General features: G+C 71.1%; 12 protein-coding genes and 3 pseudogenes. 7 read left to right on the plus strand and 8 right to left on the minus strand.

Annotated elements, in window-relative coordinates:
- Positions 1-423: 423 nt before the first annotated feature.
- The 3 genes from ACZ4V6_RS06105 to ACZ4V6_RS06115 all read right to left on the minus strand — a co-directional run bounded on the left by ACZ4V6_RS06105 (position 424) and on the right by ACZ4V6_RS06115 (position 4,123).
- Positions 424-657 carry a hypothetical protein gene (locus tag ACZ4V6_RS06105; RefSeq protein WP_467822910.1) on the minus strand — a complete coding sequence of 78 codons (234 nt, stop codon included), beginning with the start codon at positions 655-657 and terminating at the stop codon, positions 424-426.
- Between the two features lie 209 nt (positions 658-866).
- Positions 867-3,380 (minus strand): ABC transporter permease, encoded by a 2,514-nt coding sequence (locus tag ACZ4V6_RS06110; protein ID WP_467822912.1) that lies wholly within the window; start codon positions 3,378-3,380, stop codon positions 867-869.
- Positions 3,380-4,123 (minus strand): ABC transporter ATP-binding protein, encoded by a 744-nt coding sequence (locus ACZ4V6_RS06115; RefSeq protein ID WP_467822915.1) that lies wholly within the window; start codon positions 4,121-4,123, stop codon positions 3,380-3,382. Before ACZ4V6_RS06115 ends, ACZ4V6_RS06110 begins: the two co-directional genes overlap by 1 nt.
- A 154-nt stretch (positions 4,124-4,277) precedes the next feature.
- On the opposite strand from ACZ4V6_RS06115, the gene ACZ4V6_RS06120 reads away from it, so the two are divergent.
- Positions 4,278-5,513 (plus strand): sensor histidine kinase, encoded by a 1,236-nt coding sequence (locus ACZ4V6_RS06120; RefSeq protein ID WP_467822917.1) that lies wholly within the window; start codon positions 4,278-4,280, stop codon positions 5,511-5,513.
- Entirely contained in the window at positions 5,510-6,157 is a 648-nt protein-coding gene (locus tag ACZ4V6_RS06125; protein ID WP_467822919.1) for a response regulator, read from the plus strand. The genes ACZ4V6_RS06120 and ACZ4V6_RS06125 overlap by 4 nt, the downstream gene beginning before the upstream one ends.
- A gap of 200 nt (positions 6,158-6,357) precedes the next feature.
- Here ACZ4V6_RS06125 and ACZ4V6_RS06130 read toward each other — a convergent pair whose 3' ends face one another.
- The 3 genes from ACZ4V6_RS06130 to ACZ4V6_RS06140 all read right to left on the minus strand — a co-directional run bounded on the left by ACZ4V6_RS06130 (position 6,358) and on the right by ACZ4V6_RS06140 (position 10,613).
- On the minus strand, positions 6,358-7,539 hold the full coding sequence (locus ACZ4V6_RS06130; protein WP_467822921.1) for a carboxylate-amine ligase: 1,182 nt from the start codon (positions 7,537-7,539) through the stop codon (positions 6,358-6,360).
- 146 nt (positions 7,540-7,685) lie between these two features.
- Positions 7,686-8,762, minus strand: a complete 1,077-nt coding sequence (locus ACZ4V6_RS06135) for an IS630 family transposase (RefSeq protein ID WP_467822924.1) — start codon at positions 8,760-8,762, stop codon at positions 7,686-7,688.
- Positions 8,763-8,927: 165 nt separating this feature from the next.
- Complete coding sequence (locus tag ACZ4V6_RS06140; protein ID WP_467822926.1) at positions 8,928-10,613, minus strand: ribonuclease J; 1,686 nt, start codon at positions 10,611-10,613, stop codon at positions 8,928-8,930.
- A 531-nt stretch (positions 10,614-11,144) separates the two neighbouring features.
- Between ACZ4V6_RS06140 and ACZ4V6_RS06145 the strand changes: the two genes are divergently transcribed.
- Positions 11,145-11,633: a GNAT family N-acetyltransferase gene (locus ACZ4V6_RS06145; RefSeq protein ID WP_467822928.1), complete on the plus strand. Its 489-nt coding sequence runs from the start codon at positions 11,145-11,147 to the stop codon at positions 11,631-11,633.
- Positions 11,634-11,827: 194 nt separating this feature from the next.
- Here ACZ4V6_RS06145 and ACZ4V6_RS06150 read toward each other — a convergent pair.
- A pseudogene (locus tag ACZ4V6_RS06150) lies at positions 11,828-12,390 on the minus strand (transposase); the annotation flags it as partial.
- Here ACZ4V6_RS06150 and ACZ4V6_RS06155 point away from each other — a divergent pair.
- From ACZ4V6_RS06155 to ACZ4V6_RS06165, 3 genes and pseudogenes are all read left to right on the plus strand, one after another.
- A pseudogene (locus ACZ4V6_RS06155) lies at positions 12,385-12,765 on the plus strand (transposase); the annotation flags it as partial. The pseudogenes ACZ4V6_RS06150 and ACZ4V6_RS06155 sit on opposite strands and share 6 nt — an antisense overlap.
- Before the next feature lie 275 nt (positions 12,766-13,040).
- Positions 13,041-13,586: a DoxX family membrane protein gene (locus tag ACZ4V6_RS06160; protein ID WP_467822931.1), complete on the plus strand. Its 546-nt coding sequence runs from the start codon at positions 13,041-13,043 to the stop codon at positions 13,584-13,586.
- Positions 13,587-13,629: 43 nt separating this feature from the next.
- Positions 13,630-13,971, plus strand: a complete 342-nt coding sequence (locus ACZ4V6_RS06165) for a hypothetical protein (RefSeq protein ID WP_467822933.1) — start codon at positions 13,630-13,632, stop codon at positions 13,969-13,971.
- 321 nt (positions 13,972-14,292) lie between these two features.
- Here ACZ4V6_RS06165 and ACZ4V6_RS06170 read toward each other — a convergent pair.
- A pseudogene (locus tag ACZ4V6_RS06170) lies at positions 14,293-14,789 on the minus strand (leucine zipper domain-containing protein); the annotation flags it as partial.
- A gap of 296 nt (positions 14,790-15,085) precedes the next feature.
- Here ACZ4V6_RS06170 and ACZ4V6_RS06175 point away from each other — a divergent pair.
- Positions 15,086-15,256 (plus strand): DUF5670 family protein, encoded by a 171-nt coding sequence (locus ACZ4V6_RS06175; protein ID WP_037661814.1) that lies wholly within the window; start codon positions 15,086-15,088, stop codon positions 15,254-15,256.
- The last annotated feature ends 104 nt before the right edge of the window (positions 15,257-15,360 follow it).

The raw sequence follows: 15,360 nt of genomic DNA on the forward strand, positions 1-15,360 counted from the left end.
CGACCCTCGTCACGGCCACGCGCGGGCTCCGTGAGAAGGACTCCCGACTGACCCACCGGGAAGGCCTTGCAGCCAGGCTCACGCCGTGTCACACCGGCACTTTCGACGTCGTGATCGGGGCCGGGCTCCGGGTCGCGCGCTCCTGCGCGGAGCCCTCACACCTCGTCTGGCTGCTGCTCTTGAGACAGGTCCCCCACCCGGACGCCGACCCCGCTCTCGCCCACCGCAGCCTCCGCCACTGGGCCGACATGCGGGACGCCTGGCGCGCTGGTTCGTACGCCACGGCCACGGCCACGGCCGCGGCCGTGGCGTACGAACCAGCGCGACGCGCCCCTCGTCCTGGAACTGCTGCGCCACCTCACCACCGTGAGCGGTGACGAGGCGGACGTCCTGGCGCCCGACTCCCTCTACCGGCACGCCGCCTCACCGTGCGCCGCCGCCCCCTCCCCGGCGGGACAGGCGCTTGTGGAACTCCTCGTCGGCGCCGACGGCGACGCCGTGGACGTGTTCCCCGCAGTGCCCGACGACTGGCCGGACGTCCTCGTCGCCGGGCTGCTCGCTCCCGGCGGGCACGTGGTGGAGGCCGAGCGCCACGCAGGCCGTACCCGCTGGGTGCGGGTGGACGCGGCCGACGGCCGTCCGCTCACCCTGCGGCACGGTGTCGACGGCGACGCGGAGGCGCGGACCAGCCGCCCCGGGGACACCGCACCCCACCGCAGGGCCGCCGCACACCCGGCCGGTCCCGGCACCGCGCTGGTGCACCCGGCCCCGGGGACGACACCGACCGTCCTGCGCCGCGGCGACGACCCGCACTGTCGGTGCGGCAGGTCGGCGCGAGCCGCTGACCATCCCCGCCCCGGTTCACCTCACTTGCCGGCGATCGCCTCCAGCATGTCCGTACCGGCCGCCCGCCGGGCGGGCCACATCGCCGCCAGCACCGCGGCCCCCGAGATGCCCACCAGCGCCAGACCGATCACGGTGTACGGCATGGTGAAGTCCCACAGCAACTGCCCGAACATCGCGTGCTGCATCACGGCACCCACCGGCACGCCCACCACCACGCCGAGCAGCGCCCCGAACATCGAGACGACGATGCTCTCCGCCCGGATGGTCCGCCGCACCAGCAGCCGCTTGGCACCCACCGCGCGCATCACGCCGATCTCCCGGGTCCGCTCCATCACCGACAGCACCAGCGTGTTGACGACGCCGAACACCGCGATGACGATCGCGACCCCGAACATGGCGTACATCAGCGTGAACGCGAACCGCTGCTGGTCGACGCCCTGATCGACCAGGCCCTCACGGTCGGTGACGGTCACATCGGGCCGGTCCCGGAACGCCGCCTCGATACCGGCCCGCGCCTTGTCCGGGTCGGCGCCCGTGGCGTACAGCAGGGTGATCTGTCGGCGCAGCGCCTCCGGGGCCTTCGCCGCGTCCAGGTAGATGCTCGCCTGGAGTTCCGTCGCGTCGTAGATGCCCACCACGCGCTGGGTCACGGACGTCCTGGCGTCCAGCTTCAGCGTGAGCTCGTCGTCCATGCCCAGCCCCAGCATGTCGGCCTGGTTCCGCGAGATGACCACCCCGCGGGTCAGATCCGGCGAGCCGGCCGTGATCTTGGGCGTGAGCACGGTGCGCAGCGCCTCGGGCTCGATCGCCGAGATGCGTCGCACGGTCTTGCCGCCGTCGTACGTCAGATCGGCGAGCACGTCGCGGCTCGCGGCGACCCGGTCGACGCCCGGTACCGCGCGTACCCGCTCCATCTCGGCGGGCGTCAGCGTCGACTCGCCGCCCGCCGCCGGCTGGAGCACGGTCGTCGTCAGCGGCACATTGGCGCGGGTCGTGGAGGCGATCAGGTCGGCGAAGGAGGCACTCAGCGTCGCGAACGCGCACACCAGGCCCAGTCCCACGGTGATGGCGGTCGCCGTGCCCGCCGTGCGCCGAGGATCGCTCGCCGCGTTGCGCAGGCCCAGCCGCACGGACGGACCGCCCCGCAGGCCGACCAGCCGGGTCAGCGGCGTCAGCAGCCGCTCCGCGAGGAACGGCGCCAGCAGGATCGCGCCGACCACCCCGAGAACCGTGCCCACCAGGGCGACGATGCGCAGCAGGTTGGAGGAGCTGGGGTCGGCCGTCGCGATCACCATGGCGGCGGACACGGCGAGCAGTGCCACACCGAGCAGGTTCCGCCGTTGCTGGGTCTCCCGCGGCATCACCGCGTCGGTGCGTAGCGCGGCCACCGGCGGGACGGCGGCGGCACGCCGGGCCGACGTGTAGGCGGCCAGCACCGTCACGACCATGGCGACGCCGTAGCCGAGCAGGACCGCCGTGGGCCGTACGGTGAACTCCACGTCGTCGTCGGGCCGCATCAGGCCGATCAGCAGCGGGCCCAGGCCGATGCCGGCGAGCGTGCCGATGGTGCCGCCGGCCACGCCCAGCACCGCGGCCTCGGCGATGATCCCGGTCCTGACCTGGCGCCTGCGGGCGCCGACGGCACGCAGCAGCGCGTACTGCCGGGTGCGCTGGCTGACCAGCATCGTGAAGGTGTTGGCGATGACGAACATCCCGACCAGCAGGGCGACCGCCGCGAACGGCAGCATCGTCAGCCGCAGGTCCTGCGCCTCGTCCTCCGACTGGGCGGCCGCCGCGTCGGCGAGGGCCCGGCCGGTCTCCACCAGGTAAGTGCCGGGCACGGCGGCCCGAGCGGCCCGGGCGAGCGCGTCCGCTGCCACACCGGACTCGGCGGTCAGCTCGACACGGTGGTAGCGGGTGCCGAGGAGCCGGGCGGCGGTGGTGTCGTCGTACGCGACGACGGGGGCGGCGTCCGATGCCTCGTCGGAGTCGGCCTCCGCCTGCGGGCCGAGCCGGTGGTAGGTGAACAGGCCGGCCACCTCGGCTCGCTCGGAGCGCCCGTCGGCGAGCAGCACCCGCACGGTGTCGCCTACGCCGAACCCGGCCTTCTCGGCGTCCGTGCTGTTGAGGGCGACCTCGCCGGGGCCTGCCGGCTTGTGGCCCGCGTCCAGCGTGAACCGCTCGTCGTTGCTCCAGTTGGTGCCCGCCCGGTCCAGGACCGTGCCGGTCTTCACGAGCTTGCCGTCCGGGCCGACGAGCCCCGCCCGGCTGACGATGACACCCTCGGCGGCCGCCGCACCCGGCAGCGCCGCCAGCCTGTCCCGCTCCGCGACGCCCAGCACCGGCTCCTTGCCGGGACTCTGCACGGCGACGCTGACGTCGTCCCGCGTCTCGCGCAGCGTCAGGGTGGCCGCGATGGAGTCGCTCACCACCCAGCTGCCGACCGTCGTCGTGACACCCAGGGCGATCGCCACCAGGGTCATCAGCACCCGGCCCTTGTGCGCGAGCAGATCGCGCAGCATGGTCCTGAACATCAGGACACAGCCTTCTCGAAGGACTTCATGCGCTCCAGGACACTGTCCGCGGTGGGCGCGAACACCTCGTCGACGAGGGCGCCGTCCTTCAGGAACAGCACCCGGTCGGCGAACGCCGCGGCGCTGGGCTCATGGGTCACCATCACCACCGTCCGGCCGAGGTCGTCGACGCTGCGCCGCAGGAACCGCAGCAGCTCCGCCGACGCCGCGGAGTCGAGCGCACCGGTCGGCTCGTCCGCGAAGACGACGTCCGGCTCCGTCACCAGCGCGCGGGCCACGGCGACCCGCTGCTGCTGGCCGCCGGAGAGCTGGCTGGGCCGGTGGTGGAGCCGGTCCCGTAGGTGCACGGTGGTGACGATCCGGTCCAGCACCCCCTGGTCCGGCTTGCGCCCGGCCAGGTCGAACGGCAGCAGGATGTTCTCCAGGGCGGTCAGCGTCGGCAGCAGGTTGAACGCCTGGAACACGAACCCGATCCGGTCCCGGCGCAGATCGGTCAGGGCGTCGTCGCTCAACCCGGTCAGCTCGGTGTCACCGATCCAGACCTCGCCCTCGTCAGCCTTGTCGAGGCCGGCCACGCAGTGCATCAGCGTGGACTTGCCGGAACCGGAGGGGCCCATGATGGCGGTGAGTTCCTGGCGGGGGAACCGCACATCGACGCCTGCGAGGGCGGTCACCCCGGCTTCGCCGGTCCCGTAGTGCTTGCCCAGCCCCGAAGCCCGGACAGCGTCTGTGGTCTCAGTCATGGAGCCGAGTCTGGAGCGGCGGCCGCCGTCCCCGCGTCGCCGGAAAGTCCACGGTCACGTCCCACTTAGGTCGTGGTCGTACCCGACCTTCGTTGGGGGGAGGGGCAGACTCCGGTGGGATGGAAACGCCCCGACGAGCAACTACGCTCGGCATGTGACCCGACGTACCCATACGGCCACCGGAGCGGGACGGGCGACGCGCCTGCGGCGCCGGCTCGGCCGCAGGGGACCGGTGCTCCTGGCCGTCCTCCTCGCCGCCGGTGCGTTCGTCCCGATCGACGGCACCTTCGTGTCCCGTGTGCAGACCGAGCTCGGCCTGACGCCACTGGACGGCCTCGCCCTCGCGCTGGCCGTCGCCGTGGCCGTCGCGTCGGCCGCCTCGGCGCTGGTCCTGCCCCGGCTGCGCTGGCCCGTGGTGGTGACCGGCTGCGCGGCGTGGGTGTTCACCTCGACCTGGGCCGCGCTGTGCGTCGCCTCCTACGTCGTGGCGTTCTCCGTGCGCCGCCCGCTGCGCCAGCTCACCTACGTGGTCGCGGCGAGCGCCCTGACGGTGCTGCCGACGACCATGGGACTGGCCGTCGGGGCGGCCGGGGTCGTGTGGCAGGACATGCTGTCGTCGCTCGGCGGCGTCGCCCTGTTCGTGTGGCTGCCGTTCGCCCTCGGCCTGTGGAACAAGGCCCGCCGGGACGTCGTCGAGGGCCTGCACGAGCGGGCTGAGCAGCTGGAACGCGAGCAGACGGCCCGCGCCGAGCAGGCCCGTTCGCAGGAACGCGCACGCATCGCCCGGGACATGCACGACGTGGTCGCCCACCGGGTGTCCCTGATGGTGCTGCACGCCGGTGCCCTGGAGATCAACGCCAAGGACGAGACGACGGCCGTCACCGCGGAGCTGATCCGCACCATCGGACGCGAGGCCCTCAGCCAGCTCAGGGACGTCATCGGCGTCCTCAAGGCCGAAGGCGAGGGCGTCGCACTGGGCCCCCAGCCGACGCTCGTCGACCTGGAGCGGCTCCTCAACCAGTCGCGTGCCGCGGGCATGACCGTCAGCCGCCGCGACGAGGGCACCCCCTCGAGGCTGCCCACGCTGCTGGAACACGCCGCCTACCGGGTCGTGCAGGAGGCCCTGACCAATGTGCACAAGCACGCCGGTGCCGCCCGCACGGAGGTCCTGGTCCGCTACGACGACGGTGGTCTGGAGATCGCGGTCTGCAACGGCGTCCCCCGCCGTCCCGTCGAGGCGCTGCCCGGCAGCGGTATGGGCCTGGTCGGGCTGCGGGAGCGGGTCGAGCTGCTCGACGGCGAGTTCACAGCGGGCCCCCGCTCGGGCGGCGGATTCTGCGTCCGCGCCCGCCTGCCCCTCTCCCCGCACACCATGGAGGAAGACGAGTGATCCGGGTCCTGGTCGTCGACGACGAAGCACTGGTACGGGCGGGGCTGCGCATGATCCTCGAACCGGCCGACGACATCGAGGTGGTGGGCGAGTCCAGTGACGGCAGCGACGCCGTGACCGCCGTCGCCCGGCACCGCCCGGACGTCGTCCTCATGGACGTCCGCATGCCCGGCATGGACGGCCTCACCGCGCTGAAGGAGCTGCGCCGCGCGCCGAATCCGCCGCGCGTCATCATGCTGACCACCTTCGACCTCGACGACTACGTGCACACGGCGCTGCGCAGCGGCGCCGCCGGTTTCCTCCTGAAGGACACCTCACCGCGCGACCTGGCCGCCGCCGTCCGCACGGTCGCCGAGGGCAGCGCGATGCTGGCGCCGCGCATCACCAAGCGGCTCATCGACACCTTCGCCGGGCTGGAGTCGGCCGACGTGGCCCGCGCCCGGGAACGCCTGTCGGTGCTGACGGACCGAGAGGACGACGTGGTACGAGCCGTCGCCCGCGGCCTGTCGAACGCCGAGATCGGCCGCGAACTCTCCATGAGCGAGGGCACGGTGAAAGCACACGTCAGCCGTGCCCTCGCCAAGCTCGGCCTGTCCAACCGCGTTCAGGTGGCGCTGCTCGTGAGGGACGCCGGCCTGACCTGACGGGCGGGGGCGGCGACGCCACCGCCACCGTCTTCCTCAACGGCGACTGCGAAGGCGACACCTCCCACACCCTGCCCCCAGGCACAGGCGCATCCGACCGCCTCTGCTCCTGCGCTCCGTCGTCTTCTCCTGAACCGACACCACCGTGGCGCTGCTGGTCAGGTCATCAGTCCACCATCGGGCAGGCCCGGCGGTGCTGCTCAGAGGGCCTGCGAGGGGCAGGTGACGGCGATGACGTGGTCGACGACGTCGGGCAGGCTGGAGCGGTGCCGGTAGGCGGCACGCTGCCGGTCGGCTCCGCTGCCTTGGGCGCGCAGGCGCTTCCACTGGGCGCGCACGAGGTCGAGGTCACCGCTGCGGCGCAGGGCAGGGGACAGGGCATGCAGCATGCGCTCGACCTGCCCGGCCGCGGGGACCAGTCGGCGGGTGAGGGGGTCAAGGGCGTGTCCGCTCAGACCGTCGCGTGCTGCCCGCCAGGAGGCCGCGCGCAGGATCTCGGTGGCAGGGCGGGGGGCCGGTTCGCCGGCGCGGATGGCTGTCAGGGCGGTGGCGACCAGGGCGCGGATGACGGCGGCGAGCAGGATGGTGTCCTCGGGGGTGAGGGCTGCGTCGGCGACGCGTACCTCGACGGTGGGCAGGTGGTGGGAGGGACGGATGTCCCAGTACAGGCCGCCGTGGTCCAGGACCGTCCGCGTGAGGGTGAGTTCCTCGACGAGCTCCTTGAAGTGGGCGGGGGAGTCGAAGTAGGGCGGCGGGCCGGCCACCGGCCATCGCCCCCAGGTGGTGGTGCGCCAGCTGGCGTAGCCGGTGTCACGGCCGTCCCAGTACGGTGAGTTCGCCGCCAGCGCGGTCAGCGTCGCCAGCCAGGGCCGCAGGTGGTTGCTCACTTCGATCGCTTCACGCGGGTCGGCCACGCCGACGTGCACATGGCACGCGCACGCACTCTGCTCGTCATCCAGCGCGCGGAAGAGGGACAGACTCTCCGCGTACCGCGGGCCTGGCGTGAGGGGCACCGGCGCGATCAGACCGATGACCGGGGAACCGCTGGAGGCGATGCGCAGACCCCGGCCTGCGGCCGCGCGTGCCAACGCCGCCCGTACAGCACGCAGTTCTGCACCCGCATCACTCAGACAGGTATGGGGGTCGGTGCGGCCTTCCACCTGATAGCGGGTCAGTTCGGTACCGACACGGTGGCCGAGCTCACCGGCGGCCGCGGCGGTCACCTGCGGGCCCTCAGGCCTGACAGCGCGGCTGACGGGATCGACGAGGAGGAACTCCTCCTCCACCCCCACCGTCAACGGAGCGGACATTCCCACAGAAGTGCCGGGGCGGGCAGCGAGGGCGTTGTCCGTTGGTGCTTGCTGCTGAGGCTGTCTGGTCATGATGTGCGACTGTGGCAGAAAACACCGCCGCAGAGGCGGCGAAACGATGCACTCGTCCGGTTTCCGTCCCAGTCGCCGCAGCGGCCAGCCTACTGCGCCTCCCCGCACTCAGCGTCGGCATGCCGGACGCGCATATCGCGGACGTCCTACAGATTCATGCCGACCCGCCGCTGGATGCCACCGAGGCGGGAGCGGCCGGAGCCGTCTCCTACGAGGGTGTCTACAGCGGTCGGCTGACCGGCGGTGTGGACGCTTCCGTGGACTCCTCGCCGTATCCGCTTGTTCGTCAGCTCGGCGAGCCACCGCTCGACCAGGTTCAGCCAGGACGATCCGGTGGGCGTGAGGTGCAGGTGGAAGCGGGGACGGGCCACCAGCCAGGTCTTGACCGCCGGAGTCTTGCGGGTCGCGTAGTCGTCCGGCACCAGATGCACGTCCAGGCCCGTCGGCACCTCCTGGTCGAGCTTGATGAGGAACTTCTTGAACTCCTCGGCCCGGCGCCGGCGGTGCAGGGAGCCGATCGCCTTGCCCGTGGCGACCTCCAGGGCGGCGAACAGGGTGCCGGCGCGCACGTAGTCCTGTGTGATCCGCTGCGGGGCCCCGGGCATCATCGCCAGCACCGGCCGGGAGCGGTCCAGCACCCGGATCTGGCTCTTGTCGTCCACGCAGAACACCAGCGCCCGCTCGGGCGGATCCAGACCCAGGCCGACCACATGATGGGCCTTGTCGACGAAGTACGGATCCGTGGACAACCCGAAGGTCTCGGTGCGGTGCGGTGCGGTGCGGCTGCAGGCCGAAGGCCCGCCGGATCCGCGACACGGTCGACTGCGACAGGCCCATCTCCTTCGCCACCGCCCCGCCCGCGTCGACCAGTGCGTGGCACTCTCCGGCGTCGACTCCGGCGCCTTGGTGACCACCGCGGTGACCTGCCCGTCGGTGACCGTCCGCGGCCCGCCCGGACGCGGCAGGTCACCCAGGCCGGCGCCCCGGTGCTCGACGAACCGCTTCCGCCACCGCCCCACCGCATGCGGCATGGAGACCAACCGAGCGGCCACGTCCTTGTGCGACGCGCCGCTCGCGCAGGCCGGGGTGATCCGCCGGCGCAAAGCCCACGCCTGCGGCGTGGAACGGCGCCGCACCCATCCCTCCAGCGCAGCCCGCTCCGCATCCGACAGGATCACCTCGGCCTTCGGCCGCCCAGCACGAGCCACCCCGCAACCCTGCACATCCGAACAGAATTCCTGACTCAGAAGACTGGGACGTGTTCTCGATGACCCAGCATGTGGAGTGCGTTGCCACCCCGGCTGCTGGGGTGGCTGCTGACTCCCGTGCCCGACGCCACTGCCGGCGGGGCCGCGACGGGAGCGGGGGCCGTGCTGCCGGGCTGTGGCTCAGGCGTCGATGATGACGGGGATGATGAGGGGCTTGCGGCGGTGGGTGCGGAACGCCCAATTCGCCACGGCGCGGGCGAGGAGTTGTTCGAGTTGGCGGGCGTCCCCGACGCCTTCCTCGGCTGCGGTGGCCAGGGTCTTCTCGATGACAGGGACGACCGGCTCGAAGGTGGTGTCGTCGTGGACGAAGCCGCGGGCCAGGAAGTCGGGGGGCTCGGCAAGGGCACCGGTGTCCGCGTCGACGATCGCCACCACCGTGACGACGCCTTCGGCGGCGAGGGTGAGGCGGTCCTTGAGGGACGCCTCGGTGGCGCCGCCGACTTCCATGCCGTCCACGTAGACGTTGCCGGCGGGTACCTTCCCGGTGATGGACGCGCGCCCGTCGACGAGATCGACGACGACGCCGTCCTCGGCGATGACGACCCGCTCGGGATCGACGCCGGTACGGATGGCGAGGTCGCCGTTGGCCCGCAGATGGCGCCACTCGCCGTGCACGGGCATGACGTTGCGGGGCTTGACGATGTTGTAGCAGTAGACGAGCTCGCCGGCACTGGCATGTCCGGAGACGTGCACCTTGGCGTTGCCCTTGTGGACCACATGGGCGCCCCACCGGGTGAGGCCGTTGATCACCCGGTAGATGGCGTTCTCGTTGCCGGGGATGAGGGAGCTGGCGAGCAGGACGGTGTCGCCCTTGCCGATGCGGATCATGTGGTCGCGGTTGGCCATCCGTGACAGGGCGGCCATCGGTTCGCCCTGGGAACCGGTGCACACCAGAGTGACCTTGTGGTCCGGAAGCTTCTCCAGCTCCTTCGTGCTCACCACCAGACCGGACGGGACCTTCAAATAACCTAGGTCACGTGCGATACCCATGTTGCGGACCATCGACCGGCCCACGAAGGCGACCTTGCGGCCGTGCTGGTGGGCGGCGTCCAGGACCTGCTGGATGCGGTGCACATGGCTGGCGAAGCTGGAGACGATGACCCGGCGCGGCGCGGTGCGCATCACCTGCTCGATCGCCGGATTCAGCTCACGCTCGGAGGTGGTGAACCCGGGCACCTCGGCGTTGGTGGAGTCGGTGAGGAACAGGTCCACGCCCTCCTCGCCGAGGCGGGCGAAGGCGCGCAGATCGGTGATGCGGTCGTCGAGGGGGAACTGGTCCATCTTGAAGTCGCCGGTGTGCAGCACCATCCCGGCCCGAGTGCGGATCGCGACCGCGAGGCTGTCAGGGATGGAGTGGTTGACTGCCACGAACTCGCAGTCGAAGGGCCCGAAGCCGCGCCGGTCACTCTCCCGCACCCGCACTGTGCGCGGCCGGATGCCGTGTTCCTTGAGCTTGGCCTCCAGGAATGCCAGCGTCAGCTTGGAGCCGACGACGGGAATGTCGGACCGCTCGCGCAGCAGGTACGGCACACCGCCGATGTGGTCCTCGTGACCGTGGGTGAGCACCACGGCCACGATGTCGTCCAGTCGGTCTCGGATCGAGGTGAAGTCCGGCAGGATCACGTCCACGCCGGGCTGGGTCTCCTCGGGGAACAGCACGCCGCAGTCGACGATGAGCAGCTTGCCCGCGTGCTCGAAGACGGTCATGTTGCGGCCGATCTCACCTAGGCCGCCCAGGGCGGTGACCCGCAGCCCTCCTTCGGGAAGAGGCGGGGCGGCTTTCAGCTCGGGGTGCGGATGGCTCATACCCTGACGGTACCCGGAGAGCGGGCAGACTGATCCATTGCCTGTGCGATCTCCTTTCCCCGACGGAGCGGGGCACCCGCAGCGGATGCCTGGGCACGATCGGATCATGCCGGTGACCGGGGACAGGGAGGGGCGAAAGCGGTACCACCTCCGTGGCCGAACCGTTCGCCCGGTGGAGGGCGAGCTGGTGGTCGAGGTCGTCGAGCAGCCACGTGGCCAGACCGGTTTCCCACATCCCCTCGTTCCAGGGGCGTCCGTGGCACGTGAGGGCCCCGTCGGTAGGCTCCGGCGGGAGCCCCGCGTAGGCGGGGCGCGGCCTGGTGAGGCTTCCGAGCGGGTGGCGTCTCGTCTGGAGCTGGCTCCTCCGCAGCGGTTCGGGCGTCCAGCCGCTGCCGGCGGGCGACCTGTTCCGCGGCAGCGACGTGGTTGATCGGGGCCTGGGCGAGTGGGTCCCGGGAGCGGTGCAGGGGCGCCTGCCCGGGCAACCGACCCGCCGCACGAGGGCACTCCCCGGTGCGAAATACTCTCCAGATGGGTTCACGCACTTCCCCGATCGGCCGGCCGATCACGATACGGAGGGCCGTTGCGCGGGACGCCAAACGGCTTACGCGGCTCGTACGTGGCTCAGGCGCCTATGAGGGCAAGTACGCAGCCGCAGTCGCGGGCTACCGCGTCGGTCCTGATTACATCGAGGCCCACCGCGTCTTCGTGGCCGTCGGCTCCGACGAGGAGGGAGGCCGGGTCCTCGGGTTCTACTCGCTCGTCCTCGCCCCGCCGGAGCTCGACCTGCTGTTCGTCGCCGACGAAGCGCAAGGACGGGGTATCGGACGACTGCTCGTCGCGCACATGCAGTCCGAGGCCCGTGCCGCCGGGCTCGACCGTGTCAAGGTCGTGTCGCATGTTCCCGCCGAAGACTTCTACCACCGCGTCGGTGCGGTGCTGATTGGAACCGCGCTCGCGAATCCGCCCGCCGTGCTGTGGGACCGTCCCGAATTCGAGTTCCGCGTTCCTTCGGAATGACGCGGTGTGCCGGTCCGCAGGGCACCGGCCTCGCCTTCATGGCGCGCTCTGTGTACGCCGTCGTCTCCGCCCTGGCGGGGGATCGCCTGCGCCAGCGACCTCCTCCCGCCCCCGCATCGGGGGCGAGGCGAGGGCGCTGCCGGACGCCTTTCGAAGGGGTCCTACGAGCGTAGAGGTCGTTTTCGTCTGATGTTTTACCTCGAAATTAGCTGTTTTGTCTGTGGTGTCGGGCCGCCCCAGGGGATGGTGTTCTCGCCGGTGAGGCGGGCCATGAGGTCGGCCATGGCGAGGTGGATCATGGCTTCGGAGCGGATGGGCAGGGTTTCATGGTCGCGGGCGAGGCGGCGGTGGAGCATGAGCCGGCCGTAGGTGCGCTCGATCGCCACCGCTTCGGTATCGGGGTGATGCCCTTGGCCCCGGGTGCGCGTGCGCTGATCTCCATGTCGATGCCGAGGGCGGCGGCATGTTCGAGGAGGTGCCGGCGGTAGCCGCCGACGGCCCAGGCCTCGCGGACGCCGGGGTGCTCGGCGGCAACCTGGTCCAGGAGACGGGTGCCGGCCACGGAATCCTGCACACTCGCCGCGGTGACCAGCATCGCGAGCAGGGGACCAAGCGTGTCGGTGACGGTGCTCCGCTTGCGTCCCGTGGTCTTCTTCCCGGCGTCGGTGCCCTGGCCGACGGCGGGGACGCTGGTGGAGGTCTTGACGCTCTGGGGGTCGGGCGCGCAGGCCGATGGCTCGCCGTCCCGTCCTTCCTCACCTCACCCCAGCGGATCCTGTGTCATACCTACGGCCGGGGCAAGGACCAGCGCATCCCCGTTTCCGGGTGGCCCTGCTCGATCGTCTGCGCGCTGGAGCCGGGCCGCCGCTCGTGGACCGCACCGCTGGACGCGTCGCGTCTGGCACCTGGGGACGACACCGACACCGTCACCGCCCGACAGCTGCGCGGGCTCGTCAAGCGGCTGATCGCCGCAGGCCGGTGGCGGACCGGGGACCCGGACGTCCTCATCGTCGCGGACGCCGGATGCGACGCACCCCGCTTGGCCCGTCTCCTGCGGGGCCTGCCCGTGCAGGTCCTGGCCCGCATGCGCTCGGACCGCGTCCTGCGCAAGGCGGTCCCGCCCAGGCAGCCACGATTGTCCGTTCAGGCGTCGCCCGCGCCGGCTTTCGGTGCCCGGGTTCAGGGGCGGTCGGGTAGGCGGCGGCGAAGTGGACGTGGATCTCCATGGCGAAGCGCGGCGCGAGCTGGGGGGTGCTGTTCGGCCAGTGCGGCGAACTTGAGGCGCTGGGTGATGTCCGTTCGGCTGCGGCACGACGAGCCCTCTCTTTGTTGAAGTTTCACGCAGTTGCTATGGTCGTACCCACAGCTTGAACTTTCAATTTTCTGTCAAGGAAGGCTCGTCTCCCCATGACCGTCACCACCCGCCCTGCCGGTACGACCACCGTCGGTGGCCCTGAGGTCTCCTCTCCTCACGCCTATGACGTAGGTCTGCTGGTCCTGCGCCTGGCGCTGGGCCTGACCATCGCTGCCCACGGCGCACAGAAGCTGTTCGGCTGGTTCGGCGGAGGCGGCCTCGAGGGCACCGGTCAGTTCTTCACCATGAGCGGGTATCCGTCAGGCAGGGCGATGGCGATGGTCGCGGGCCTCACCGAGACCCTCGGAGGGCTCGGTCTGCTCTTTGGCCTCCTCACGCCGCTCGCGGGTGCCGCCGTTCTCGGCACCATGATCAACGCGCTGGCAGTCAAGTGGGGCGGCGGGTTCTTCGCACCCGAGGGGGTCGAGTACGAGGTTCTGCTGGCGGCGGGTGCGGCGGGACTGGCTCTCACCGGTCCCGGCAGGCTCGCCGTCGACCGCTACCTCCCCGGTCTGAAGAAGCATCGGCTGGTGTACGGCGTCATCGCTGTGGTGCTGGCCGTGGTGCTCGCCGGCCTGGTTCTCCTCATCCGCGACTGACCACTGGCGCGGGGGCCCTATCCCCATCTCTTCGGTCAAGGTCGTGGGACAGGACAGCGGCATGACGGTCTGGTTCCGCACCTACCACGAGGACGAGGATCTGTGGCTGTATTCCGAGGTCGACGACGAGGGCTGGGCGGCGCGACAGGTTGAGGTCCGGGGGCGGGACTCACGACCGGTGACAGCGGCCTCTCTGGAGGAAGTGCTGCACTTGCGTGATCACGCCGATCTCGCAGTGGTGGGCCGCTATGAACGGCAGTACGGCGTCCTCGCCGAGGGTCCCGTGGACGGCTGGCAGGGCCAGCCGCAGGCGGCCGAGATCTCCGCGGAGGAGTTCAAGCGGTTGCGGGCTGAAGCGCGGCAGGCTCTCGGCGGTTCAGCCTGACCTGACGGGCTGGGTTCGCAGAATGTTCCGTCGCGGAGCATCGCGAACAAGACGTCGGCCCGGCGCCTGGCGAGGCAGAGCAGGGCCTGGGCGTGGTGCTTCGTTCGGCTGCTCCCGTCGGCTCTCCAGCAGTTCCCCCACGCTGGACACCGTCTCGCCCGCCGCCCGCCGCTGCGCGTTCCGGTCCGCGAGCCGCGCGGCCTGCTGGTCGTTCCGCGCCCAGTTCCCGGCTGGCTGGCCTTCCCGCACCCCGCCGACCGGCGGCGTCGAAGGCGGGGTGGATGTAGCCGAAGCCCATGGTGTTGCGGGTGGCCCGGTCGGCTGGCGGCCCATGACCTTGTGGCCGCCGCCGTCGGGGTCCGGCCGAGTCTCTTGACGTCGACGTGGACGAGTTCGCCGGGCCGGTCGTGTTCGTGGCGGCGGATGACCTCTCCGGTGGGCCGGTTCGGGAAGACCAGGTGGTTGAGGCCGTGGTGGACCAGGATCCGGTGGGTGGTCGAGGCGGACAGGTCAGGGATCGGGCCGATGCGGGCGGGACCGGGCTTTCGGTACTGGCGCAGGCGGTGCGCCTGGGCCTCGGTCGCCGCCGGCGTGCGGTGCGGTGTCGTGCGAGGACGGTTGGGGCGGGCGTGCAGTTCCTGCTCGCCTTCGGCCCGTCAGCGGCGAACCCGCTTGTGGGCGGTGACGCGTGAGATGCCCGTCTCGGCTGCGACGTGCGCGACCGGGCGGCCCGTGAGGCCACGCTCGACGAGAAGCCGCCTGCCGTGGACGGTCGACCGGGCCTTGCGGTGGGACGCTGAGACCTCCGGGCGGCGCAGTCCTGGACGGCTTCACCACACCGGAGGTCTTCGCCGTGATCAAGCCCTGCCGACGTTGACAACGCGGTCTGGGGTGCCGGTCGTACGCGTGACCCGGTAACGGCCCCGTAAGTCCAAGGCCACGGCATCGCTTTGAGCGATACACGCTGCGTGTCTGCGGTGCGTGAGGTGCGGGAAAAGGGGAACCGTCCACGGCGGGCAGCGCGCATATGCCCCTCATCTCTCAGAAGTAACTCATATTTTGTGTGCTTGTAGGGCTGAAGTAAGGGCATCCGGTGGTCAGGAGGTTGATAACGATGGTTCCCCTGCTTCTGGTTCTTCTGCTGGCTCTGATCCTCTTCGGTGCGGGCTTCGCGCTGAAGGCACTGTGGTGGATCGCAGTGATCGTGCTCATCGTGTGGCTGCTCGGCTTCGTCGTCCGCTCCGCGGACAGTGGCGGCCGCAAGGGCCGCTGGTACCGCTGGTAGACGAAAGACGCCCGACGCGAGGAGCGCGTCACGCGCGAGCAATGGGTGGGCCCGGCCGACACGGCCGGGCCCACCGGCGTGAAAGGGAAGCTTTCTTACGGTGG

This window comes from Streptomyces sp. NPDC029152 (assembly GCF_055564355.1).